At 69.5% G+C, this 21,451-nt stretch carries 23 protein-coding genes and 1 pseudogene; 14 read left to right on the top strand and 10 right to left on the bottom strand.

Features of this window, described 5'->3' with window-relative positions:
• Window positions 1-3: 3 nt before the first annotated feature.
• From motA to kynU, 9 genes and pseudogenes are all read left to right on the top strand, one after another.
• Complete coding sequence (motA, locus tag E3U26_RS08840; RefSeq protein ID WP_116223175.1) at window positions 4-870, top strand: flagellar motor stator protein MotA; 867 nt, start codon at window positions 4-6, stop codon at window positions 868-870.
• Entirely contained in the window at window positions 867-1,148 is a 282-nt protein-coding gene (locus E3U26_RS08835; protein ID WP_243784683.1) for a hypothetical protein, read from the top strand. The genes motA and E3U26_RS08835 overlap by 4 nt, the downstream gene beginning before the upstream one ends.
• Window positions 1,145-3,226 carry a flagellar biosynthesis protein FlhA gene (locus E3U26_RS08830; RefSeq protein WP_243784682.1) on the top strand — a complete coding sequence of 694 codons (2,082 nt, stop codon included), beginning with the start codon at window positions 1,145-1,147 and terminating at the stop codon, window positions 3,224-3,226. The genes E3U26_RS08835 and E3U26_RS08830 overlap by 4 nt, the downstream gene beginning before the upstream one ends.
• Window positions 3,223-3,558 (top strand): annotated as a pseudogene (locus E3U26_RS08825) (flagellar biosynthetic protein FliR); the annotation flags it as partial. The gene E3U26_RS08830 and the pseudogene E3U26_RS08825, both read left to right, overlap by 4 nt.
• 82 nt (window positions 3,559-3,640) lie before the next feature.
• Window positions 3,641-3,892, top strand: a complete 252-nt coding sequence (locus tag E3U26_RS08820) for a TetR/AcrR family transcriptional regulator C-terminal domain-containing protein (protein ID WP_425025414.1) — start codon at window positions 3,641-3,643, stop codon at window positions 3,890-3,892.
• Between the two features lie 120 nt (window positions 3,893-4,012).
• Complete coding sequence (locus E3U26_RS08815; protein WP_024842717.1) at window positions 4,013-4,351, top strand: hypothetical protein; 339 nt, start codon at window positions 4,013-4,015, stop codon at window positions 4,349-4,351.
• 2 nt (window positions 4,352-4,353) lie between these two features.
• Complete coding sequence (locus tag E3U26_RS08810; RefSeq protein ID WP_243784681.1) at window positions 4,354-4,641, top strand: I78 family peptidase inhibitor; 288 nt, start codon at window positions 4,354-4,356, stop codon at window positions 4,639-4,641.
• 324 nt (window positions 4,642-4,965) lie between these two features.
• Window positions 4,966-6,015, top strand: coding sequence for a substrate-binding domain-containing protein (locus tag E3U26_RS08805; protein ID WP_243784680.1), 1,050 nt, complete (start codon window positions 4,966-4,968; stop codon window positions 6,013-6,015).
• On the top strand, window positions 6,012-7,256 hold the full coding sequence (gene kynU, locus E3U26_RS08800; protein WP_243784679.1) for a kynureninase: 1,245 nt from the start codon (window positions 6,012-6,014) through the stop codon (window positions 7,254-7,256). Before E3U26_RS08805 ends, kynU begins: the two co-directional genes overlap by 4 nt.
• A 31-nt stretch (window positions 7,257-7,287) precedes the next feature.
• Here the strand turns inward: kynU and E3U26_RS08795 are convergent, their stop codons facing one another.
• The 3 genes from E3U26_RS08795 to surE are packed head-to-tail and all read right to left on the bottom strand — an operon-like array spanning window position 7,288 to window position 9,945.
• The gene (locus tag E3U26_RS08795) at window positions 7,288-8,460 is read right to left on the bottom strand and encodes a LysM peptidoglycan-binding domain-containing protein (RefSeq protein ID WP_243784678.1); all 1,173 of its coding nucleotides are present in this window, start codon (window positions 8,458-8,460) and stop codon (window positions 7,288-7,290) included.
• A gap of 31 nt (window positions 8,461-8,491) precedes the next feature.
• A complete protein-coding gene (locus tag E3U26_RS08790) occupies window positions 8,492-9,142 on the bottom strand; it encodes a protein-L-isoaspartate(D-aspartate) O-methyltransferase (RefSeq protein WP_243784677.1) in 651 nt (216 codons plus the stop codon).
• A gap of 8 nt (window positions 9,143-9,150) precedes the next feature.
• Window positions 9,151-9,945 carry a 5'/3'-nucleotidase SurE gene (gene surE / locus E3U26_RS08785; RefSeq protein WP_243784676.1) on the bottom strand — a complete coding sequence of 265 codons (795 nt, stop codon included), beginning with the start codon at window positions 9,943-9,945 and terminating at the stop codon, window positions 9,151-9,153.
• A gap of 190 nt (window positions 9,946-10,135) precedes the next feature.
• Here surE and E3U26_RS08780 point away from each other — a divergent pair, with 190 nt between their 5' ends.
• Window positions 10,136-11,059, top strand: coding sequence for a sulfite exporter TauE/SafE family protein (locus E3U26_RS08780; RefSeq protein ID WP_036751604.1), 924 nt, complete (start codon window positions 10,136-10,138; stop codon window positions 11,057-11,059).
• Complete coding sequence (locus tag E3U26_RS08775; RefSeq protein ID WP_036751606.1) at window positions 11,056-11,853, top strand: TIGR02186 family protein; 798 nt, start codon at window positions 11,056-11,058, stop codon at window positions 11,851-11,853. The genes E3U26_RS08780 and E3U26_RS08775 overlap by 4 nt, the downstream gene beginning before the upstream one ends.
• Here E3U26_RS08775 and E3U26_RS08770 read toward each other — a convergent pair.
• From E3U26_RS08770 to E3U26_RS08750, 5 genes are read right to left on the bottom strand one after another with little or no spacing between them, the layout of a single operon-like run.
• Window positions 11,840-12,985, bottom strand: coding sequence for a GNAT family N-acetyltransferase (locus E3U26_RS08770; protein WP_243784675.1), 1,146 nt, complete (start codon window positions 12,983-12,985; stop codon window positions 11,840-11,842). The genes E3U26_RS08775 and E3U26_RS08770 overlap by 14 nt on opposite strands.
• Window positions 12,986-13,016: 31 nt before the next feature.
• Complete coding sequence (locus E3U26_RS08765) at window positions 13,017-13,772, bottom strand: glycerophosphodiester phosphodiesterase family protein (RefSeq protein ID WP_243784674.1); 756 nt, start codon at window positions 13,770-13,772, stop codon at window positions 13,017-13,019.
• A complete protein-coding gene (locus E3U26_RS08760) occupies window positions 13,772-14,212 on the bottom strand; it encodes a RidA family protein (protein WP_072461421.1) in 441 nt (146 codons plus the stop codon). Before E3U26_RS08760 ends, E3U26_RS08765 begins: the two co-directional genes overlap by 1 nt.
• A gap of 9 nt (window positions 14,213-14,221) precedes the next feature.
• A complete protein-coding gene (locus tag E3U26_RS08755; protein ID WP_036751647.1) occupies window positions 14,222-14,674 on the bottom strand; it encodes a YbjN domain-containing protein in 453 nt (150 codons plus the stop codon).
• Window positions 14,675-14,720: 46 nt separating this feature from the next.
• Window positions 14,721-18,164 (bottom strand): AAA family ATPase, encoded by a 3,444-nt coding sequence (locus tag E3U26_RS08750; RefSeq protein ID WP_276241786.1) that lies wholly within the window; start codon window positions 18,162-18,164, stop codon window positions 14,721-14,723.
• 153 nt (window positions 18,165-18,317) lie between these two features.
• On the opposite strand from E3U26_RS08750, the gene E3U26_RS08745 reads away from it, so the two are divergent.
• Both E3U26_RS08745 and E3U26_RS08740 read left to right on the top strand, forming a co-directional pair.
• Window positions 18,318-18,671 carry a CidA/LrgA family protein gene (locus tag E3U26_RS08745; RefSeq protein ID WP_036751614.1) on the top strand — a complete coding sequence of 118 codons (354 nt, stop codon included), beginning with the start codon at window positions 18,318-18,320 and terminating at the stop codon, window positions 18,669-18,671.
• Window positions 18,668-19,384: an LrgB family protein gene (locus tag E3U26_RS08740; RefSeq protein WP_036751616.1), complete on the top strand. Its 717-nt coding sequence runs from the start codon at window positions 18,668-18,670 to the stop codon at window positions 19,382-19,384. The genes E3U26_RS08745 and E3U26_RS08740 overlap by 4 nt, the downstream gene beginning before the upstream one ends.
• A gap of 63 nt (window positions 19,385-19,447) precedes the next feature.
• Here the strand turns inward: E3U26_RS08740 and E3U26_RS08735 are convergent, their stop codons facing one another.
• Entirely contained in the window at window positions 19,448-19,873 is a 426-nt protein-coding gene (locus E3U26_RS08735) for a VOC family protein (RefSeq protein WP_036751618.1), read from the bottom strand.
• Between the two features lie 254 nt (window positions 19,874-20,127).
• Complete coding sequence (locus E3U26_RS08730) at window positions 20,128-20,448, bottom strand: DUF6280 family protein (RefSeq protein ID WP_024842734.1); 321 nt, start codon at window positions 20,446-20,448, stop codon at window positions 20,128-20,130.
• 346 nt (window positions 20,449-20,794) lie between these two features.
• On the opposite strand from E3U26_RS08730, the gene efp reads away from it, so the two are divergent.
• Complete coding sequence (efp, locus tag E3U26_RS08725) at window positions 20,795-21,358, top strand: elongation factor P (protein ID WP_036751620.1); 564 nt, start codon at window positions 20,795-20,797, stop codon at window positions 21,356-21,358.
• The last annotated feature ends 93 nt before the right edge of the window (window positions 21,359-21,451 follow it).

The following is a 21,451-nucleotide window of genomic DNA, read 5'->3' as shown; positions in this document are numbered from 1 at the left end:
CAGATGTTCGGCATGATCGGCATTGTCGTGACCTTCGCGATGGTCTTCGGCGGCTACCTCCTGGCCGGCGGAAAGCTGGGGGTCATCCTGCATTCGCTGCCCTTCGAGATGATGATGATCGGCGGGGCGGCGATCGGCTCGTTCCTGCTGTCCAACGAGACGGTGGTGATCAAGCAGGCGCTGGGCGGCATCGGCCGCTCGCTCAAGGGGCCGCGCTGGCACGAATCCGACGTGCAGGACGTGCTGTGCCTGCTGTTCCAGCTGCTGCGGATCGCCCGCGCCAGCCCGGTCGAGCTGGAAGAGCATATCGAGAACCCCGGCTCCTCGCCGATCTTCCAGGCCTATCCGCGGATCCTGGCCGACGAGCATGTGGTGACGCTGATCGCCGACACCCTGCGCTCGGCCAGCCTGAACTACGACGACCCCTATCAGGTCGAGGAGATGCTTTCGCAGCGCATCGGGCTGATGAACGAGGAAGCCATGCATGCGCCGCATGCGCTGCAGAACATGGCCGACGCCCTGCCGGCGCTGGGAATCGTCGCCGCCGTGCTGGGCGTGATCAAGACCATGAGCTCGATCGACCAGCCGCCCGAGGTGCTGGGCAAGATGATCGGCGGCGCCCTGGTCGGCACCTTCCTGGGCGTGTTCCTGGCCTATGGGCTCGTCGCGCCCTTCGCCCAGCGGCTTGGGGCAGTGACCAGGCAGGACCAGGCCTTCTACGACGTGATCAAGTCGGTGCTGATCGCCGGGCTGCACCAGCATGCGACCAACCTTTGCGTCGAGGTGGGCCGGCAATCCGCGCCCGAACATGTCCGCCCCTCGTTCGGCGATGTCGAGAACGCGCTGCGCGAGCTGAAGAGGGCATCGTGATCGCGGTGCTGATCCTGTCCGCGGCGCTTGCCGCCGGACCCGGCCCGGACGGGGCGTCGACCCGCGACGGCCTGATCCGCGAGGCGACCGACCGGCTGCTTTACGGCGAGCCGCTGCCGGCCGACATGGGCGACAGGCTGATGCGGCTTTCGCCCGCGGACCGGATCGAAGTCCTGATCTTTCTCAGGCGCTCGGGCATGCTGGCCGGCCCGGCCTGGAGCATCGAGCGCCTGCTTGAACCCGCCAGACCCCCCAGCCCCCAGGGAGCCCAGGAATGAGCCTTGCCGAGACATCCGCAACCGGCTGGGCGGCGCGGCCGCTGATCATCACCGGGGTTCTGCTGCTGATCGTGCTGTCCATGGTCATCCCCATGCCGGCGCGGCTGCTGGACCTGGGGATCGCACTGTCCATCGCCAGCGCGACGCTGATCCTGGTGATGGCCTCGCTGGTGGAAAAGCCCACCGATTTCCAGGCCTTCCCGGTCCTGCTGCTGGTCTCGCTGCTGATCCGGCTGTCGCTGAACATCTCGTCGACGCGGCTGATCCTGACCGACGGCCAGAACGGCACCGCCGCGGCGGGCCATGTCATCCAGGCCTTTGCGGAATTCGTCGCCGGCGGCTCGCTCCTGGTCGGGCTGACGGTGTTTGCCGTGATCACGGTGGTGAACTTCATGGTCATCACCAAGGGGTCGGGGCGCATGGCCGAGGTCTCGGCCCGCTTCGCGCTGGATTCGCTGCCCGGCAAGCAGCTGGCCATCGACGGCGACCTGAACTCGGGCGCCATCGACCATGACGAGGCCAAGCGCCGCCGCGCCCGCGAACAGCGCGAGATCAGCTTCTTCGGCTCGCTCGACGGCGCGTCGAAATTCGTCAAGGGCGACGCCATCGCCGGCCTGGTCATCACGCTGATCAACCTGTTCGTCGGCCTGGCCGCGGGCGTGCTTTTGCACGGCATGCCCCTGGGCGAGGCGATGAGCACCTATTCCAAGCTGACCATCGGCGACGGGCTGGTCAGCCAGGTCCCGGCGCTGATCACCTCGATGGCGGCGGCGCTGCTGCTGTCGCGCGGCGGCGCGACCGAGACGACGGCGGACCTTCTGTCGCAGCAATTCCTCAGCAACTGGCAGGTGCCCTTCATCAGCGCGGTCGGGATGCTGGTCATCGGCATGGTGCCCGGCATGCCGACGCTGGTGTTCTTCGGCCTGGCGGCGGTGCTGGGCACGACGGCCTGGTTCATCCGCACCCGCCAGGACAAGGCGGCCCCCAGGGCCGCGCCGGACGAGCCCCGGAACGCCGCACCTGCGCCGACCCGCATCGGCGACGTGCTGGACACCGACGAGATCTGCGTCGAGATCGGTGCGGGGCTGATCGTCAGCGCGCTGGACCCGGCGCGCGGGCTGGGCCAGCGCATCACCAACCTGCGGCTGCATATCGCCCGCGCCTACGGGCTGATCCTGCCCGATGTCCGCATCACCGACGGCACCGGCTTCCAGGACGGCGAATATGTCATCCGGCTGCACGGCGTGGTGCGCGGCAAGGGCGTCCTGCGGCCGCAGGGCGTGCTGGCCTTGGGGGCGGAATCCACGCTCGAGGGGCTTGCGGGCGAAAGCGTGCGCGAGCCGGTCTACGACAGCGCCGCGCGCTGGATCGCCCCGGAATGGCAGGACGAGGCGGCGATCGCCGGCGCCACCGTCGTCACCCCGATGGAGGTTCTGTCCACGCATCTGATGGAGGTGGTCAAGACCAACCTGCCCGCGCTTCTGACCCTGTCCTCGATGCAGCGCATGATCCGCGAGCTGTGCGGCGTTTCGGACGAGCATCGCGCCCAGGCCAACCAGCGCTTCTTCGACAGCATGGTGCCCGACAAGGTGTCGCCCGAGATGCTGCTGGCCGTGCTGCGCGGCCTGCTGGAGGAACGCATCTCGATCCGCAACCTGGTTCTCATCACCGACGCGGTTCACGAATCGCGCAATGCCGCCTCGCCCGAGGCCGTCTATGAACAGGTGCGCAAGCGCCTGCGCGGCCAGATCACCGAACAGTTCCTGGATCAGGACGGCTATCTGGGGTTGCTGCAGCTGCATCCGCAATGGGAGGCCGAGATCGCCCGCGGCGAGGCCGAAGGCGCCAGGGCCGGGGCCAGTGCCGTCCCGCAGATCCAGAAACGCCTGGCCGAGGCCGTCCAGGCCACCCTGGCCGGCCTGTCCCCCGGACTGGAGGTGGTGCTTGCGGTGCCCGATCACCGCAGGCGCCTGGTGCGGATGATGCTGTCCTCGGCCGGGATCGCGACGCCGGTGCTGGGGCTGGACGAGATCGACCCCGCCGCGCAGATCCGGCTGCGCGGCACGGTGGCGCCATGACGCAATTCCTGGCCGATCCGCGCCTGGCGGCCATGCTGGCCACGCTGATGCTGACCTATTGCCGGGTGCAGGCCTGTTTCGCGATGCTGCCGGTCTTTTCCGAACGCGCCCTGCCGGTGCGGGTGCGCGCCGCGCTGGCCATGGCGGTCACGCCCCTTCTGGCGGAAGGCGCGCAGCCCCTTGGGGACATCGGCAGCCTGCTGCACCTGGCCGCCCTGGCCGGGGCCGAGATCCTGACCGGGCTGGTTCTGGGCGGGCTGGTGCGGCTCTTCGCGATGGCGCTGGACATCGCGGCGACGGCCATGGCCGCGACCGCATCGCTGTCGCAGCTGATCGGCGCCGCCAACGAATATTCCCCGCATCCGATCGGCAACCTGATGCACCTGGCGGGCCTCGCCCGAGTCGGGGCCGGCGCTGCTGCGCCAGCAGCTGATCGGCTATCTGGAGCGCTGCATCGAACGCGGCGAATTGCGCATTCCCGACCTGGAACTGGCCGCCGACCAGCTTATCGAGCTGGCCGGGGTCACGATCCACGACCGCGCCCTGTTCCTGGGACCGCAATCGGTGGACAAGGAGCTTCTGCGCAAGGTGAACCGCAGCGCGGTGGCCATGTTCCTGTCCTGCTACGGCAACGGCCGGAACGCGCTGGCCGAGGCGGCCGAATAGGCCGCCGCACCCGCGGTTTCGCGGCAACGCCGTGCCGCAATCGTCAAGGCGCCGCTTCTCATTCCGACGCCGCGCCCTTATGCTGCCGCGCCAGAAATTCCCTTACTGGATGATTGCCCGATGACCCGAGCCCTGATCGCGCTTCTTGCCCTTGCCCCCCTGGCCGCCTGCGCTCCGGCCTATGCGCCGGCCCCCGAGCCGGTTCCGGCCGTCGCGCCGCTGCCGCCCGTGCCGGTGGCCGGCGTCAGCGGGCTGGAATCGCGCGAACCCGACGCCTGCCATGCCAAGAACTATGTCTCGGCCCTGGGCCAGCCCGGCAGCATCATCCCGACCCTGGGCGTGACCCGCGATTATCGCGTCGTCGAATATCGCGGCATCGAGCCGCAGGAATACGATCCGCTGCGCATCGTCTTCCGGCTGGATGCGGCAGGCAATATCTACAATATCGATTGCGGCTGACGATGCGGAGGATCGGGCGTTTCCTGCTGCTGGCGCCGCTTTGCGCGCTGGCAGCCTGTGCCGAGGCCCCGCCGCCGGCGCAGCCGCCGGCACCGCAGGCCGACAGCTGCAACGCGGCGCCGTTCCGGGGCCTGGTCGGCCAGCCGCGCGCGGTGCTGGACAGGATGATCCTGCCCGCCGGCACCCGCATCATCGGCCCGCGCGATGCGGTGACGATGGATTACCGCGCCGACCGGATGAATTTCGAGATCGGCGAGAACGGCCGGATCGCCAAGATCGGCTGTTATTGACACGCATGGCTGTGGCGGGCGGAACCGCCGCGCCCCCATGCGACGCGCTTGCAGCATGACGAAGTCCTGGGCCCCAGGGGCCTTTGGGTCGGAAGAACGCCGCATTCCCTGGCGGCCGGTTCCGCCGGGCCGCGCCTTTCGCGATATGGGCTACGATATGGGGCCGGCCAGCCCGGCTGCGCCGCGCCGGGCTGGACCCAAGGCGCGGCCGATCCGGCGAGGGCCTTGCCGCGCGCCATGCCCAGGATCGCGGCTATGGACCGGCTGGGGCGGATGCTCTAGACCTTTCCGGGGCAAGCAGGCGGCCCAAGGAGGAGCTGGGAATTGGCCACGCTGAAGGATGTCGCGCGGGCCGCCGGGCTGTCGATCACGCAGACCAGCCGGGCGCTGAACGACCATTCCGATGTGAACGAGACGACGCGCAAACGGGTCAAGGCCGTGGCGCGGTCGCTGAACTATCAGGCCAATATCTCGGCGCGCAAGCTGGTGACCGGGCGTTCGGGCATGGTGGCGCTGGTGGTGCCGCAATCGACCAACCTGGCCGAGGACGGGCTGTTCATGGAGGGCGTCGCCGGGCTTTCGGCGCAATTCTCGGGGCGCGGCATGCAATTCGTGCTGCATGTCACCCGCCCGCAAGAGCCGGTCATCGAGGTCTACAAGCGCCTGATCGGCAACGGGGTTCTGGACGGTTTCGTGCTGTTCAGCCCCTCGGACGACGACCCGCGCGCGGCCTTCCTGCGCGACAACGACATCCCCTTCGTGGTGCATGGCCGCATCGGCCCGGCGCCCGACCACGCCTATTTCGACATCGAGAACGAAGGCATCCTGCACCAGATGGCCAGCCACCTGACCGGGCTTGGCCATCGCCGCATCGCGCTGATCAACGGCCGGCCGGGGCTGAGCTTCGCCTCGGCCCGGCTGCGCGGCTATCGCCGGGCGCTGGAGCAGGCCGGCATCGCCTTCGACCCGGCGCTGACCCGGCACGGCGAGATGACCGAGGCGCTGGGGCTGGTCTCGACCGTCGAGATGTTTCGCCAGGGCGACCAGCCCCCGACCGCGATCATCTGCAGCCATGTCCATATCGCCAAGGGCGTCTACAAGGCGCTCGAGGCGCTGGGGCTGGGGATACCCGGCGACGTGTCGGTCATGGCGCATGACGACCACCTGCCGGCGCTGCGGGCCTCGGCCTTCTTCCCGGCGCTCAGCGTGACCAAGGCACCGCTGCGCGACAGCTGGGAGCCGCTGGCCGATTGCCTGGCCGGCCTGCTCGAGGGCCGGCCGCTGAAGGAATTGCAGCGCGTGGGCCCGCATGAGCTGATCATCCGCAACTCGACCGGCCCGGCGCCGGAACCATCCGACAAGGACGAGCCATGACCCTTCCCGACCGTGCCGCGATCGAGGCGATGGACGCGCAGGACCCGCTGCGCCACCTGCGCGACGCCTTCATCCTGTCCCCGGACGAGGTCTATCTGGACGGCAATTCCCTGGGCGTGCCGACCCACGCCGCGCAGGAGGAGCTGCTGCGCGCCGCCCGCGACGAATGGGCCGGCCAGCTGATCCGCAGCTGGAATGGCGCCGGCTGGTTCGACCTGCCGGTCGAGCTGGGCGAGCGCATCGGCCGGCTGGTCGGCGCGGCGCCGGGGCAGGTGGTGGTGGCGGACACCACCTCGGTCAACATCTACAAGGCGCTGCATGCCGCCATGGCGCTGCGGCCGGGGCGCCGCACCATCGTCGCGGAAAGCGGCAGCTTCCCGACCGATCTCTATATCGCCGAGGGCGTCGCCTCGACCCTGCCCGGCGCGCGGCTCCGGCTGGAGGGCGTCGACGGCGCCACCATCGAGGATCTGCTGGATGCCGATGTCGCCGCCGTGCTGGTCAACCATGTGAACTACAAGACCGGCGAATTGCGCGACATGGCGGCCCTGACTGCGCGCATCCAGGCGGCGGGCGCCATCGCCGTCTGGGATCTGTGCCATTCGGCCGGGGCGCTGCCGGTGGAACTGGACGCGGCGGGGGCGGATTTCGCCGTCGGCTGCACCTATAAATACCTGAACGGCGGGCCGGGTTCGCCGGCCTTCGTCTATGTCGCGCACCGGCACCTGGGGCAGGCGCGCCAACCGCTCAGCGGATGGTGGGGCCATGCCCGGCCCTTCGCCTTCGAGACGGGATACGAGGGCGACCCCGGCATCCGCCGCTTTCAATGCGGCACCCAGCCGATCCTGTCGATGCGGGCGCTCAAGGGCGCGCTGGCGATCTGGGACGGGGTGGACATGGGCGTCTTGCGGGCGAAAAGCCTGGCCCTGACCGATCTGTTCATCCGGCTGGTCGAGGCGCGCTGCGCCGGGCTGGGGCTAACGCTGGAAAGCCCGCGCGAACCCGCCCGCCGCGGCAGCCAGGTCGCCTTCGGCCACGACCACGCCTGGCCGGTGATGCAGGCGCTGATCGCGCGCGGGGTGATCGGCGATTTCCGTGCGCCCTCGACGCTGCGCTTCGGCTTTGCGCCGCTCTACCTGCGCCATGTCGACGTGCTGCGCGCGGTCGAGGTGCTGGAGGAGGTGCTGAAAAGCGCAAGCTGGAAAGACCCGCGCTTTGCCCGGCCCGCCGCCGTGACCTGAGGGACGAATGCGCCCCGCGCCGCAGGGCCGCCTAGTTCAGGTATTTCTCGGGATCAACGCTGTCGAAGCCGTTGCGCACCTCGAAATGCACGACGCCCTGGCTGCGGGCCTTGCCCAGCGGGGTGCCGGCGTTGACGGACTGGCCCTTGGTCACGGCGACATCCTCGAGCCCGGCATAGACGGTCATCAGGTTGCCTTCGTGGCGCACGACGATGATCGGCACCTGGTCGGTGTCGCGGGTGATGGCGGCGACGGTGCCGCTGCCGGCGGCCGCAACCGTGCTGCCGGGTGCCGCGGAAATGTCGATGCCGTCGTTCTTGCCCTTCTGGTAGGTGCGGATGATGGCGCCGTTGGCGGGCATGCGGAACTTGCCGCTGCCCGAGGCGGCGGTGCGGGTCTGGCCCAGGTCGGGGCCGGCCGGCTTGTTCACCGCGCTGGCGGCGGGCTGCGTGCGCTCGTTCGGCAGGGGCTCGGCCGAGGATGGCGGCCGGGGCGTCGGGCTTCCGGTTCCGGGCGCGGTGACGACCGCCGTGGCGGGGCGGCTTTGCCCGGCGACGGGGATCAGCAGGCGCTGGCCGGTGCGCAGCGTCATCTGCTGCGTCAGCCCGTTCCACTGGGCCAGGTCGTTGACCGAGACATTGTATTTGCGGGCGATGGACCAGGCCGTCTCGCCGGCGGCGACGACATGCTGGCGGGGCTGGCTGGCGGCCGGCAGGGTCTGCGCCGTCACCGCCCCCGCCGCCCCCGCGGCCGGGGGCACGTTCGGCTGCCGCACGCCCTGCCCGGCAAAGGGATCGCTGACCTGCCCGGTGGACGAGACGACAGGCGCCGCCGCCGGCACCCCGGCGGAAACGCGGCGCGGCAGGGCAACCACCGCGCCGGGGTTCAGCACGGTATTGGCCTCGATGGCGTTGTACCTGGCCAGTTCGGCCGCGTTCAGCCCCAGCCGGGCAGCAATGGTGGCCACCGTATCGCCCTGCCGCGCGATGGCGACCTGGTAGCCGGGATAGGAGATCACGCCTCGCTGGTCCGGCGCCGGACGGGGCTGGGCCCGCGCCGCCGCCCCGGCGGTTTCCAGCCCGCCCCGGCCCCAACGCCGCAGATCGGGGTCGAAATTGCTGAAATCCAGGCCACCCTGCGGCCCGCAGGACGCCAGCGCCACCGCAGCGCCGGCGAGCATCGCCAACTGCCTGATCTTGATCATCTGCCCGTTCCTCACTCTGGACGGCCGGGGGTCATGTCTGTCCCAACCCCTCGACCAGCGGCACGAAGCGCACCTGCCGCAATTCGTCATAGTCAAAGCCGCTTTCGCCGCGCCGCACGCGGATCAGGGTCTGGACCGCATCCGACTGCCCGACCGGCACCACCATGATACCGCCGATCTTCAACTGCGCCAAGAGCGGGCCCGGCGGATCCTCGGCCGCCGCCGTCACCATGATGCGATCGAAGGGCGCCTGCTCGGGCAGCCCGCGCGAGCCGTCGGCGACCAGCGCGGTGATGTTGGGCAGGCCCAGGTGGCGAAACAGCGCCTCGGCCTCGGCCACCAGCCGGCGGTGTCGGTCGATGGTATAGACCCGGCGGCACAAGAGCGACAGCACCGCCGCCTGGTAGCCCGAGCCGGTGCCGATCTCCAGCACCTTGTCGCGCGGCCCGACCTCCAGCGCCTGCGTCATCAGCCCCACGACCGAGGGCTGGCTGATGGTCTGGCCGCAGGGAATGGGCAGCGGCGTGTCGTCATAGGCGCGATCCTCGAAATGGCCGCGCACGAACTCGCCGCGGTCGATGCGCTCCATCGCCTCCAGAACGCGCGGATCCGTGACCCCGCGCTGCCGCAGCGCGAACAGGAAGCGCATCTTGCGTTCGGCGGCCTCGGGATCGTCGCTCATGCCCAGGTTCAGCCCTCCTCCAGCACGCCGCGCAATTCGGCCAGGGTCTTGTGGCAGGTCAGGTCCGGCCGCATCGGCGTCAGAGAGATATAGTCGCGCATATTCGCGTCCACGTCACTCTCCGGCGTGGCCTGCGCGGTCTGCGAGCCGCCCAGCACCCACAGGAACCGGCGCCCGTTCGGGGCGTGATAGGGCTCGACCTCGAAGCGGACGCCCTGGCGGCGGCCCTGGGGCGCGACCCGCGTGCCCTTGACCGAGGCCGCGTCGCAGGGCGGGAAGTTGATGTTGTAGAACAGCCGGAAATCCTGGTCCGAGGTCCAGTCGCCGTAATCCAGCAATTGCCGGATCAGCCGCGGCCCATGCGCCCGCGCCGCCTGGAACGGATCGTCCAGCGCCGCGGTGCGCTGGCCCATGTATTGCGACAGCGCGATGGCGGGCAGACCCTGCAGCGCCGCCTCCATCGCGCCGCCCACGGTGCCGGAATACATCACGTTCTCGCCCGAGTTGTTGCCGCGGTTCACCCCCGACAGCACCAGGTCCGGCGGATTGTCCCGCATCACGTCGGCAATAGCGGCCAGCACGCAATCGGCCGGCGTGCCCTCGGCGGCATAGCGGCGCGGGCCCAGCTCGGCGATCAGCGTCGGGTGGACATAGCTGATGCAATGGGCGACGCCCGATTGCTCGAAGGCGGGGGCGACGGTCCAGACCTCGCCGCCCGGACCGGCGACCTCGGTCGCGATCGCCTCCAGCGTCTCGAGTCCCGGAGCGTTGATGCCGTCGTCGTTGGTAATCAGAATGCGCATGGTCTTCCCTGTCCGGCGGCCGCGCCGGGCCGCTGTCCACGCCGCCCGCGTCCCTTGCCGTTATCTGCCCGTCACATCTGCTTTATCCGCGCCACAGGCTTGCGACAACCCGCCGGAAGGGCCACGGAAGCGTTTGACGCAGGGCTGTTGCCGGGGCAGCATCGGGACAAGGCAATAAGCCGGGCAGGACATGCAGATCTATCTTCCCATCGCCGAAGTGGCGGTCAATGCGCTGGTGCTGATCGGCCTGGGCGGCATCGTCGGGCTGATGTCGGGCCTGTTCGGCGTCGGCGGCGGCTTCCTGATCACGCCGCTCTTGTTCTTCATCGGCATTCCACCGGCCATCGCGGTGGCGACCGGCGCCAACCAGGTCGTCGCCTCGTCCTTTTCCGGCGTACTGGCGCATGTCAAGCGCAAGAGCGTGGATTTCCGCATGGGCTGGGTCTTGCTGGGGGGCGGCCTTGTCGGTTCCTCCGCGGGGGTGCTGCTTTTCAACATGCTGTCGCGGCTGGGCCAGGTCGACCTGGTGGTGCAGCTTTGCTATGTCGTCTTCCTGGGCCTGATCGGCGCGATGATGCTGCAGGAAAGCCTGCGCGCGCTGCACCGCGCACGCCGCAGCGGGCCGATCAAGCCGATGCGCCGCCACCAGCACGGCTGGGTCCACAAATGGCCGCTGAAGATGAAGTTCCGCGCCTCGGGGCTGTACATCAGCGCGATCCCGGTCCTGCTGGTCGGCGCCGCCGTGGGGGTGCTGGGCGCGATCATGGGCGTCGGCGGCGGCTTCATCATGGTGCCGGCGATGATCTACCTGCTGGGGATGCCGACCAAGGTGGTCATCGGCACCTCGCTGTTCCAGATCACCTTCCTGTCGGCCTATACCACGCTGATGCATGCCGTCTCTTCGAACACGGTGGACGTGATGCTGGCGGTGCTGCTGATCGTCGGCGGCGTGACCGGGGCGCAGATCGGCACCCACCTGGGCGCCCGGCTGCGGGCCGAGCAGCTGCGCATCCTGCTGGCGCTTCTGGTGCTGGGGGTCTGCGGCAAGCTGGCGCTGGACCTGTTCCTGCGCCCGGACGAGCTTTATTCGATCACGCCGGGGATATTGCCATGATCCGGCACGCGCTTTTCGCCGCCCTGGCGCCGGTCCTGCTGGCGCTGCCGGCGAATGCGCAGCCGGCCACCCCGCAGCCCCCGCCCGAGCAGATCGTCGCCGGGCTGTCGCGGGACGACGTGGACATCACCACCAGCTTCGACGGTTCCGAGATCATCATCTACGGCGCCATCAAGCGCGAGACGCAGATCCCGGCGGGCGCGCCCCTGGACGTGATCGTCACGCTGGAGGGGCCGGCCCAGGCGCTGACCGTGCGCCACAAGGAACGCCGGCTGGGCATCTGGATCAATACCGGCCGGGTCAGCGTCGGCGCGGCCCCCAGCTTCTACGTGGTGGCGACGACGCGGCCCCTGCACCTGATCCTGCCCACGGCCGAGGACCAGCGCCACCGCATCTCGATCCCGCTGGCGATGCGCGCCTTTGCCGGGCCTATGGAGGTCGAGGATGCCGTGCCCTATACCGAGGCGCTGATCCGCCTGCGGCGCGCGTCCGACCTTTACCGCCAGGACGACGGCGCCGTGCGGCTGGCCGAGCAGACGCTGTTTCGCGCCGATGTCCGCCTGCCCGCCAACCTGGTCGAGGGCGTCTACAGCACCCGCATCTTCCTGTTGCGCGACGGCCGGGTCATCGACACCTTCCGCGCGCCCATCGAGGTGCGCAAGGTCGGGCTGGAACGCTGGCTCTATCGCCTGGCGCTGGAGCAGCCGTTCATCTACGGCATCATGTCGCTGGCCATCGCGGTGGCGGCGGGCTGGGGCGCCTCGGCCGCGTTCCGGCTGGTCAAGCGTCCCTGACCTCGCCGCGGCGGAACGGACCCATCTCGGCCAGGATCGCCATTTCCTGGTCCACGGCCTCGCGTTCGCGTTCCAGGTAATCGGCGATGGCGTCGTGAAAGCCGCGGTCGGCGACCCAATGCAGCGAATGGGTCTGGCTGGGCATGTAGCCGCGCATCAGCTTGTGTTCGCCCTGCGCCCCGGCCTCGACGCGGGACAGGCCATGGGCGATGGCCCAGTCGATGGCCTGATGATAGCACAGTTCGAAATGCAGGAACGGGTGGTCCTCGGTGCAGCCCCAATAGCGGCCGTAAAGCGCGTCGCTGCCGACCAGGTTCAGCGCCCCGGCGACGGGGCGGCCGTCGCGCAGGGCCAGGACCAGCAGGCAGTCGTCGCGCATGGTCCGGTGCAGGATGTCGAAGAAGGCGCGGGTCAGGTAGGGCCGGCCCCATTTGCGCCCGCCGGTATCCTGGTAGAAGATCCAGAAGGCGTCCCAATGCTCGGGCCGGATCTGGTCCCCGGTCAGGCTGCGGATGCTGCCGCCGAAAGCCTGCGCCCGCTCGCGTTCCTTGCGGATCGCCTTGCGCTTGCGCGAGGACAGCTGCGCCAGGAAGTCGTCGAAGCTGGCATAGCCCCGGTTCAGCCAGTGGAACTGCTCGCTGGCGCGGGGCAGGAAGCCGGCCGCCTCGCCCAGCCTCGCCTCGGCCTCGGTGCAGAAGGTGACATGGGCGCCGGACAGGCCCGATTGCTGCGCGAATTGCGCCATGGCCGCCAGCAGCCCGCGCCGCACCGCCGGGCTGGACGCGATCAGCCGCGGCCCGGTGACGGGGGTAAAGGGCACGGCGCATTGCAGCTTGGGGTAATAGCGCCCGCCGGCCCGCGCATAGGCCTGCGCCCAGCCGTGGTCAAAGATGTATTCGCCCTGGCTGTCGGTCTTGACATAGCAGGGCGCGACGCCAGCGACCTGCCCGTCCAGCCGCGCGACCAGGTGGCTTGGGTGCCAGCCCGTCCCCTCGCCGACCGAGCCCGATTGCTCCAGCGCCGACAGGAAGCGATGGGTGGTGAAGGGGTTGGCGCCCGCCCCGCAGCCGTCCCATTCGGCGGCGTCGATCCCGGAAATCGCAGGCAGGACGGAAACGGCAAGCTCGCTCATGGGGGCAACATAGGCGCGGGCGCGGCGATTGTCAGGGCTTGGCGGGCAGGTAATGCTCGAATGTGATGTTGTCGGCGACGCGGCGCGCCTCGGCCTCTTCGGCGGCCGAGCGCACGGTCCAGCACAGCACCGGCACCCCCCGCGCCTTCAGCGCCGTCACCGCCGGATTGGCCAGGTCGCGGCGGTCATGCGAGATGAAGCCGGCCCCCACCCGGTCGAAATCGGCGATGGCGGCCAGATGCGCGCGGGTTTCGGCGTCCAGCATGTCCCAGTCCTCGGCCTCATAGCCGCAGGTGGTCAGCCCCACCGTCACCCCCGGCGCAGCGGCATGGAAGGCTGCGACCGCATGGGGGTTGAAGGACATGACCGCGACCGGGCCGTCATAGCCGGCAAGCAGCCGCGCCACCTCGGCCTGCAACGCGCCCACCTCGGCCGAGGAGCGCAGGCTCTGGTCCTTGATCTCGATCAGCAGCGGCACCCGGCCCGCGACCTCGGCCAGCAGTTCCGAGAGCGTCGGGATATGCTCGGCGGTGCCCATGATGCGCAGCATGGACAGCGCGTCGATGCCCAGGGCGCTGACCAGCCCCTCGGCCCCGGTCAGCCGCGGCAGGTCGTCGTCGTGAAACACCAGCGCCGTGCCGTCCGCGGCGCGCTGGATGTCGCATTCGATGCCGTAGCCCGCGGCGATGGCGGCGCGAAACGCCGCCATGCTGTTTTCCGGCACGCCCGGCCCGTGCAGCCCGCGATGGGCGATGGGCCGGCGCAGGAAATCCGGGTCAAGACCCATCAGGCGAACTCGAAGATCGCCTCGACCTCGACCGCGACGCCGCGCGGCAGGGCCGGGGCCGAGACGGCGGCGCGGGCATGGCGGCCCTTGTCGCCGAAGACCTCGACCATCAGGTTCGAGCAGCCGTTGATCACCTCGGGCTGGTCGGTGAACTCGGGGGTCGAGTTGACGAAGCCGGTCAGCTTGACCACCCGCGCCACCCGGTCCAGCGACCCCAGCGCCGCCCGCGCCTGCGCCAGCAGCGCCAGGCCGCAGCCGCGCGCCGCCTCGGCCCCTTCCTCGACCGCCAGGTCGGCGCCGAGCCGCCCCTTGGCCGGGCTGATCTGGCCCGAGACGAACAGCAGGTTGCCCGTCATCACATAGGGCACGTAGTTCGCGGCCGGCGCGGGCGCGTCGGGCAGCGTGATCCCCAGCTCTGCCAGTTTCGTCTCGATGGACATGCTTTTCTCCTACCAGTCGATGAAGTCGCGGAAATCGCTCAGCACGATGCGCCAGGTATCCAGCGCGTCGTCGAAATTCTTGCGCCCGATGCCGTCGCCTGCAACCCCGATATCCATCTCGATGAAGGGATCGCCGGTTTCGTCCAGCCAGACCTTGCCGAAACGCTTCTCGCGGTTCCAGCGGTTCGCCATGCTCTCGGGCATCGAATCGTCCAGGTCGAACCCGGCCGAGAACTGGATCGCGCCGCAGGTCTTTTCGCATTGGTAGAAGTAGACCTGGAAGCTGGTGCCGTCGATGCGGCTTTCGATCAGCGGATCGCCGGCGCTGTCGGTGGTCAGCTTGGCCGGCAGGCCGAAATCCGTCATCAACAGGCGAATCACCTCGGGATCGCCCATGACCTGCGCCTGTGCCGCGGGCGCCTGGATCAGCGCCGCCAGCACAAGAGGAACCAGGGTTCGCATCATATTCTCCGTTGCGGAAATCGCGCGCTGATTACCGCTTTGCGCGTCAGGCCACCAGAGCCTCCGCGCGCTTCAGATCCACGCTGACCAGCTGGCTGACGCCCTGTTCCACCATGGTCACGCCGAACAGCCGGTCCATGCGCGACATGGTGACGGCATGGTGCGTGATCACAAGAAAGCGGGTCTCGGTCCGCCGCGTCATCTCGTCCATCAGGTCGCAGAAGCGGGTGACGTTGGCGTCGTCCAGCGGCGCGTCCACCTCGTCCAGGACGCAGATCGGCGCGGGGTTGGCCAGGAAGACCGCAAAGATCAGCGCCAGCGCCGTCAGCGTCTGCTCGCCCCCCGAAAGAAGGCTGAGCGTCGAGAGCTTTTTCCCCGGAGGCTGGCACATGATCTCCAGCCCCGCCTCCAGCGGGTCGTCGGATTCAACCAGCACCAGCCGCGCCTCGCCGCCGCCGAAGAGATGCGTGAACAGCGTGGTGAAATTGGCGTTCACCGTGTCGAAGGCGGCCAGCAGCCGCTCGCGCCCCTCGCGGTTCAGGCTGCCGATGCCCTGGCGCAGCTTGCGGATCGCCTCGGTCAGGTCCTCTTTCTCGGTCGCCAGCCGGTCGCGCTCGGTCTCCAGCTCGCGCTTGTCCTCGTCGGCGCGCAGGTTCACCGCGCCCAGCGCGTCGCGGCTCTGGCGCAGGCGGGCGATCTGGTCCTCCAGCGCCTCGGGGGCGATTTCCTCGACCTCGCCCAGGGATTCCAGCAGCGCCTCGGGCGTGGCTTCCAGTTCCTCGTGGATGCGCAGGCGGGCGGCGGTTTCGGCCTGGATCGCCGCCTCGGCGCGGGCCTCGCGGGCGGCGCGGGACTCGCGCGCGTCGGATGCGGCGCGCTCGGCCTCGCGCTCGGCCTCGGCGGCGATGCGCAGCGCCTGGTCGGCGGCGGAGAGCGCGGCACGGGCACGGGCCAGGCGGGCGGCGGCCTGCGCCTCGGCCTCGGTCAGCACGCCGCGGCGCTCGGCCAGGATCTCGGGCTGGGCCTCGGCTTCCTCCAGATCCTCCGCCGCCTGCTCGCGGCGGGCGGCCAGTTCGGCGGCGCGGGTGCCGGCCTGGTCCAGCCGCAGCCGCCAGCCGGATTCCTCCTTGGCGATCTCTTGCAGGCGCTTCACCCGCGCATTGGCCTCGCGCCGCAGCTCGTCCAGCCCGCTGCGCCGGGTCATGGTGGCGATACGCGCCGCCTCGACCCCGGTGCGGGCATGTTCCAGCGCCGCGGCCGCCGCACCGCGGTCGGGCAGCTCGGCCAGCGCCCGCTCGGCCTCGGCCAGCCGGGCACGGGCGTCCAGCGCATCCTCGCGATGCCGGGCCAGTTCGGCGCGGGCGGATTCGGCGCGGCTTTGCGCCATGGCCAGTTCGGATTCGGCACGGGTCACGGCGCGCACGGCGTCCGAGAGCCCGCGCTCGGCCTCGCGCCTTGCGTCGCGGGCGCGCTTCTCGGCCTCGGTCGCGGCCAGGTGGCGGTCGCGCAGCGCCTGATGCGCGGCCTGCGCATCCTCGGCGCGGGCCTGCGCCGCCCCGGCCTGTTCAGCCAGTTCGGCCAGCTGGTTGACCTTTTGCAGATGCAGCGCGGCCGAGGACGCCGCCTCGCCCGCCATCACCCGCATGCCGTCCCAGCGGAACAGGTCGCCCGCCCGCGTGACCAACCGCTGGCCGGGGGCAAGCCGGGCCTGCATCGCCGCGCCCATGGCCGCATCCGCGACCAGCCCGACCTGCGACAGCCGCCGCGCCAGCGCCTCCGGCCCCTCGACATGCGGCGCCAAGGGCTCGACGCCCTCGGGCAGCGCCTGCGGTGCGTCATAGCCCGGCAGCAGGTGCCAGCCCGAGCCATCATCGGCCAGCCCGACGCCCAGGTCGTCGCCCAGCGCCGCGCCAAAGGCGGTCTCATGACCGCGCGCGACCCGCACCAGGTCCAGGATCGAATCGCCGCCCTGCCCGCGTTCCACCAGCCGCTTCAGCGCCGCCATCTCGGCATTCAGCGCCGAGACCTCGCCCTCGGCCTCGGCCCGTGCCGCACGGGCGGCGGATTCCTCGGCCTCCAGCGCGCCGCGGGCTTCCTCGGCTTCGGCCAGCGCTTCTTCGGCGGATTCGACGCGCTCGCGGGCCTCTTCCTGCGCTTCCTCGGCAGCTTCGCGGGCCGCATCGGCCTCGGCGCCGGCATCGGCGGCGCGGGCGGCGGCGGCCTCGGCCTCGGCGGCGGCACGGGTGGCGCGTTCCTGCATCTGGCGCAGGTCGTGGACCAGCCGCTCGGCCGATTGGTGGCGGGCGGCAAGGCGGGCGGATTCGTCGGTCAGCTCGGCCAGCTTGGCCTCGACCTCGCGCAGGGCCTCGGCGGCCTCTTCGGCGGCGGTGCCGGCGGCGTCCAGCCGCTGGTCATGGCCCTGCCCGGCCTTTTCCAGTTCGCGCCTTTCCCATTCCAGCCGCTCGATCACCTCGCCGGCGTCGCGGTTCAGCGCCGATTCCCGCTCGATGTCGCGATCGAGTTGGGCGATGCGCGCCAGCAGGGTCTGGATCGCCTGGCCGGCGCGGGCCTCGGCCTCGTCCAGCGCCTCGCGCTCGACGGTGGCGCGGGACAGGATGGCGCTCGCGACCTGTTCCTCCTCGCGCAGCGGCGGCAGCTTCGCCTCGGCCTCCTCGCGGGCGGCAATGGCGCGGCGGGCCTGGCCCTCGGCATCGGTGGCAGCGCGGATCGCGGCCCGCAGCGCCTCGGCAGTCGCGGCCTTGGCCTGGTCGGCCTCGGCCCAGCGGCGATACAGCAGCACCCCTTCGGCCCGGCGCAGCGCGGCGCCGATCTCGCGATAGCGCGCGGCGGCGCGGGCCTGCCGCGCCAGGCTGGCCGCCTGCGTGGACAGCTGGTCCAGCGTGTCGTCGACCCGCGTCAGGTTCGCCTCGGCCGCGTTCAGCCGCAACTCGGCCTCGTGCCGGCGCTGGTAGAGGCCGGAGATCCCCGCCGCCTCCTCCAGCACGCGCCGCCTTGCCTTGGGCTTGGCGTTGATCAGCTCGGAAATCTGTCCCTGCCGCACCAGCGCCGGCGAATGCGCCCCGGTCGAGGCATCCGCGAACAGCATCTGCACGTCGCGCGCCCGCACTTCCTTGCCGTTGATGCGATAGGCGGAACCGGCGTCGCGGGTGATGCGGCGGGTGATGTCCAGCGAATCCGCGTCGTTCAGCCCGGCGGGGGCAAGGCGGTCCTTGTTGTCGATGGTCAGCGTGACCTCGGCATGGGCGCGGGCGGAACGCCGCGCGGTGCCGGCAAAGATCACGTCCTCCATCCCGTCGCCGCGCATGGCGGTGGGCCGGTTTTCGCCCATGACCCAGCGCAGCGCCTCGAGCAGGTTCGACTTGCCGCAGCCGTTCGGGCCGACCACGCCGGTCAGGCCCTCGTGGATGACCAGGTCGGTCGGGTCCACGAAGCTCTTGAAACCATTGAGGCGCAGGCGGTCGAAACGCAATGCGAAGGGTCCACGAAGATCGTTCAAATCCCCCGGATTCTTCGCCATCGGGCCGCTCAAGTCAACACAAACCCCCAGATATGGCGGGCGCTCGGCGGTTATCCACAAGATTTAAGGGTTCACCACAAGAAATCCGCTGCTAATCTGGCCGGCATGATTCCCGCGCTTGCCATCATCCTGGTCTTCCAGCTCATCGGCGAGGTTGCGACGCGCAGCCTTGGCCTTTTGTTGCCCGGCCCGGTGCTGGGCCTGCTGCTGCTGGTGCTGTCCTGCACGCTGCGCCCGGCGCTGGCCGAGATGCTGCGCCCGGTCGTCACCGGCATCCTGGGCCATCTGTCGTTGTTCTTCGTGCCGGCAGGGGTGGGCGTGGTGGCGCATCTGGGGCAGTTTCGCAGCGACGGGCTGGCGGTGGCGCTGGCACTGACCGTCTCGACCGCGCTCGCCATTGCGGCGGGGGCGCTGGTGTTTCGCGCCGTGGTGCGCTGGACGGGCGGGTCCGAGGAATGACCGACGCGGCGCTGATCTGGAGCTATTTGACCCAAGGGCCGCTTCTGTGGCTGACGGCGACGCTGATCGCCTATTGGCTGGGCGACACCTTCTTTCGCGCCATGGGCCGGCAAAGCTGGGCCAATCCGGTGCTGTGCGCGGTGATCCTGCTGGCTTGCGTGCTGGGGCTGACCGGCACCAGCTACCAGACCTATTTCGAGGGCGCGCAATTCGTGCATTTCATGCTGGGCCCGGCCACGGTGGCGCTGGGAATGCCGCTTTACGACAACCTGCGCCGGGTCAGAAAGGCGGCGCTGCCGCTGGTCGCGGCGCTGCTGGCGGGCTCGGTGACGGCGGTGGTCTCGGCGCTGGCCATCGGCAAGGCTTTCGGGCTGTCCGAGGTGATGCTGGCCAGCCTGGCGCCGAAATCGACCACCGCCCCCGTCGCCATCGGCATCGCCGAGGGCCTGGGCGGCGAGCCCACGATCACCGCCGTCCTGGTGCTGGTCACGGGCATCTTCGGCGCGATCATCGCCACGCCGCTGCTGAACGCGCTGGGGATTCGCGACTGGCGGGCGCGCGGCTTTTCGCTGGGCGTGGCCGCGCATGGCATCGGCACGGCGCGCGCCTTCCAGGTGAACGAGACCGCCGGCGCCTTTGCCGGCATCGGCATGGGGCTGAATGCGGTGCTGACCTCGATCATCGCACCGCTGGCGCTGCGGCTGTTCGGCTAAGAGGGCAAGGAGCTTGAGCCCTTAGCTCCGGCCTAAATTCGGACCAGCGACTCGCAGAGGAAATCAATCCTCTGCCGGAAGCAGTTCCGGGTTCCAGACAATTTCCCACAAGTGCCCGTTTGGGTCGCGGAAATAGCCCGCATAGCCGCCGTAGAACGTGTCCTGCGCGGGTTTGACGATCTCTGCACCTGCCTGTTCCGCAGCGGCCATGATCTGATCAACCTCCTCCCGTCGCCTTACGTTATGGCCGATGGTGAAGGCGGTCGGACTGACGGGCCGCTTCGGCAAGCCGGTATCATGGGAAATGTCGGCCTGGGCCCAGAGCGCCAGTTTCAGCCCGCCAGAGAGATCGAAGAACGCCACCGCGCCATGCTCGAACTCCTGGCCGACGATGCCTTTCGTGGGTAGCCCAAGGCCGTCGCGGTAGAAGGAAAGCGATTGTTCCAGATCGGCAACGCCGAGAGTCAGAACGGAAATCCTGGGTTTCATGCCATGCCCTTTCTATCGACACCTGCACCGCGCAGGCGTCTTGATAGTCTTGGGCCGTTGCCAGCAACGGAAAGACCCGCAGGGCGGGGGCCGGGCCAACCTTCCCGAGCCTAACCTGTTTCAGACGAGCAGATGCTAGGCCGAGGGTTCTGGCCGGTCAAGGTCGGGCATGTCCCGCCAAGCTGACCTTCCCTCGCCGATTCAACGAAAAAGGCCGCCCCGCGGGACGGCCCATCAGCGCGCGACGGGGGCGATTACGCCGCGTCGGCTTCCTCGGCGGCGTGGCGGCGTTCGCTTTCCTCGCGCGACAGCGCGACCGAGGTGCGCACGCCCTTGGCCACGAATTCCATCAGCCCCTTCACGACACGCTCGTTCGGGTCGATGCCGGCGCAGGACAACACCTCGCGCCCATCGCGCGAGCGTGCCCAACGTGCAATCTGATCGGGCCCGTTGCCGTATTTTTTGTCATCGGCGATCGCATCGTCCAGCGCAGCCAGCACAACGGCGGCAAAAAGCTTGCGGGCCCGCTGTCCCTGTTCGAAATTGAAAGCCGAGCCATCCACGAAATCGCGCATCATCATTATCCTGTTTTTCTTGCGGAGCCCCCGCACCTTGGCCCTTGCCAAGGCTGCTGCATCATCTTGCCTCTAGGCGGCGCTGGCCGGCTTAGCCGATCCGTGCCGTGATTCGGTATGCCTCCAGCCGCATGACCGCCATGCACAGGGCGCAAGCCCCGGCAGATACGCAGAATAGCCGCCAAAAGCAACGATCTTGCGACATGCAGAAATGCGATGGCACCCTTGACAACGCATGAAACGCGTTTCGGTTGCCTTGAGGCACGGCAATGGATATAGGTGCCCGCAATCGCGGTTCAACCCCCGAGCCCTGGGCGATTTTCCAATTCTTTCAAGGTGATCCTGAATGGCCAAGATCAATGGCAATGAAATCAAGCCCGGTGTCGTGCTGGACCATGACGGCGGGCTGTGGGCGGCGGTCAAGGTGAACCACGTCAAGCCCGGCAAGGGCGGCGCCTTTGCCCAGGTCGAGCTGAAGAACCTGCGCGACGGGCGCAAGCTGAACGAACGCTTCCGTTCCGAGGACAAGGTCGAGCAGGTGCAGCTGGAGACCAAGGACCAGCAGTTCCTGTACGAATCCGACGGCAAGCTGGTGTTCATGGACAGCGAAACCTTCGAGCAGACCGAGCTTGACGCCGATCTGCTGGGCGAGCGGCGGCCCTTCCTGCAGGACGGCATGGTCGCGGCGGTGGAATATTACGGCGACGAGGCGCTGTCGGTGCGCATCCCGCAGAAGGTGGTCTGCCGCGTGGCCGAGACCGAGCCGGTGCTGAACGGCCAGACCGCCGCGAAAAGCTTCAAGCCGGCGATCCTGGACAACGGGGTGCGCGTCATGATCCCGCCCTTCGTCGGGGTGGACGAGGCCATCGTCGTCAATACCGAGCTTTTCGAGTATTCCGAACGCGCCTGAGCCGGCCGTCGGCCCGTTCCCGCCGCGCGTCACGACGAATATGGCCAAGCGCGCCGCACGGTCATAGGATCGGCGAAAGGGCAATGTCGAACG

The sequence above is a fragment of the Paracoccus ferrooxidans genome (assembly GCF_029909815.1).
In the GTDB taxonomy this organism is placed as follows: Bacteria; Pseudomonadota; Alphaproteobacteria; order Rhodobacterales; family Rhodobacteraceae; genus Paracoccus; species Paracoccus versutus.
Note: the sequence above shows the minus strand (reverse complement) of the source record. Positions and strands in the feature narration are given on the sequence as shown.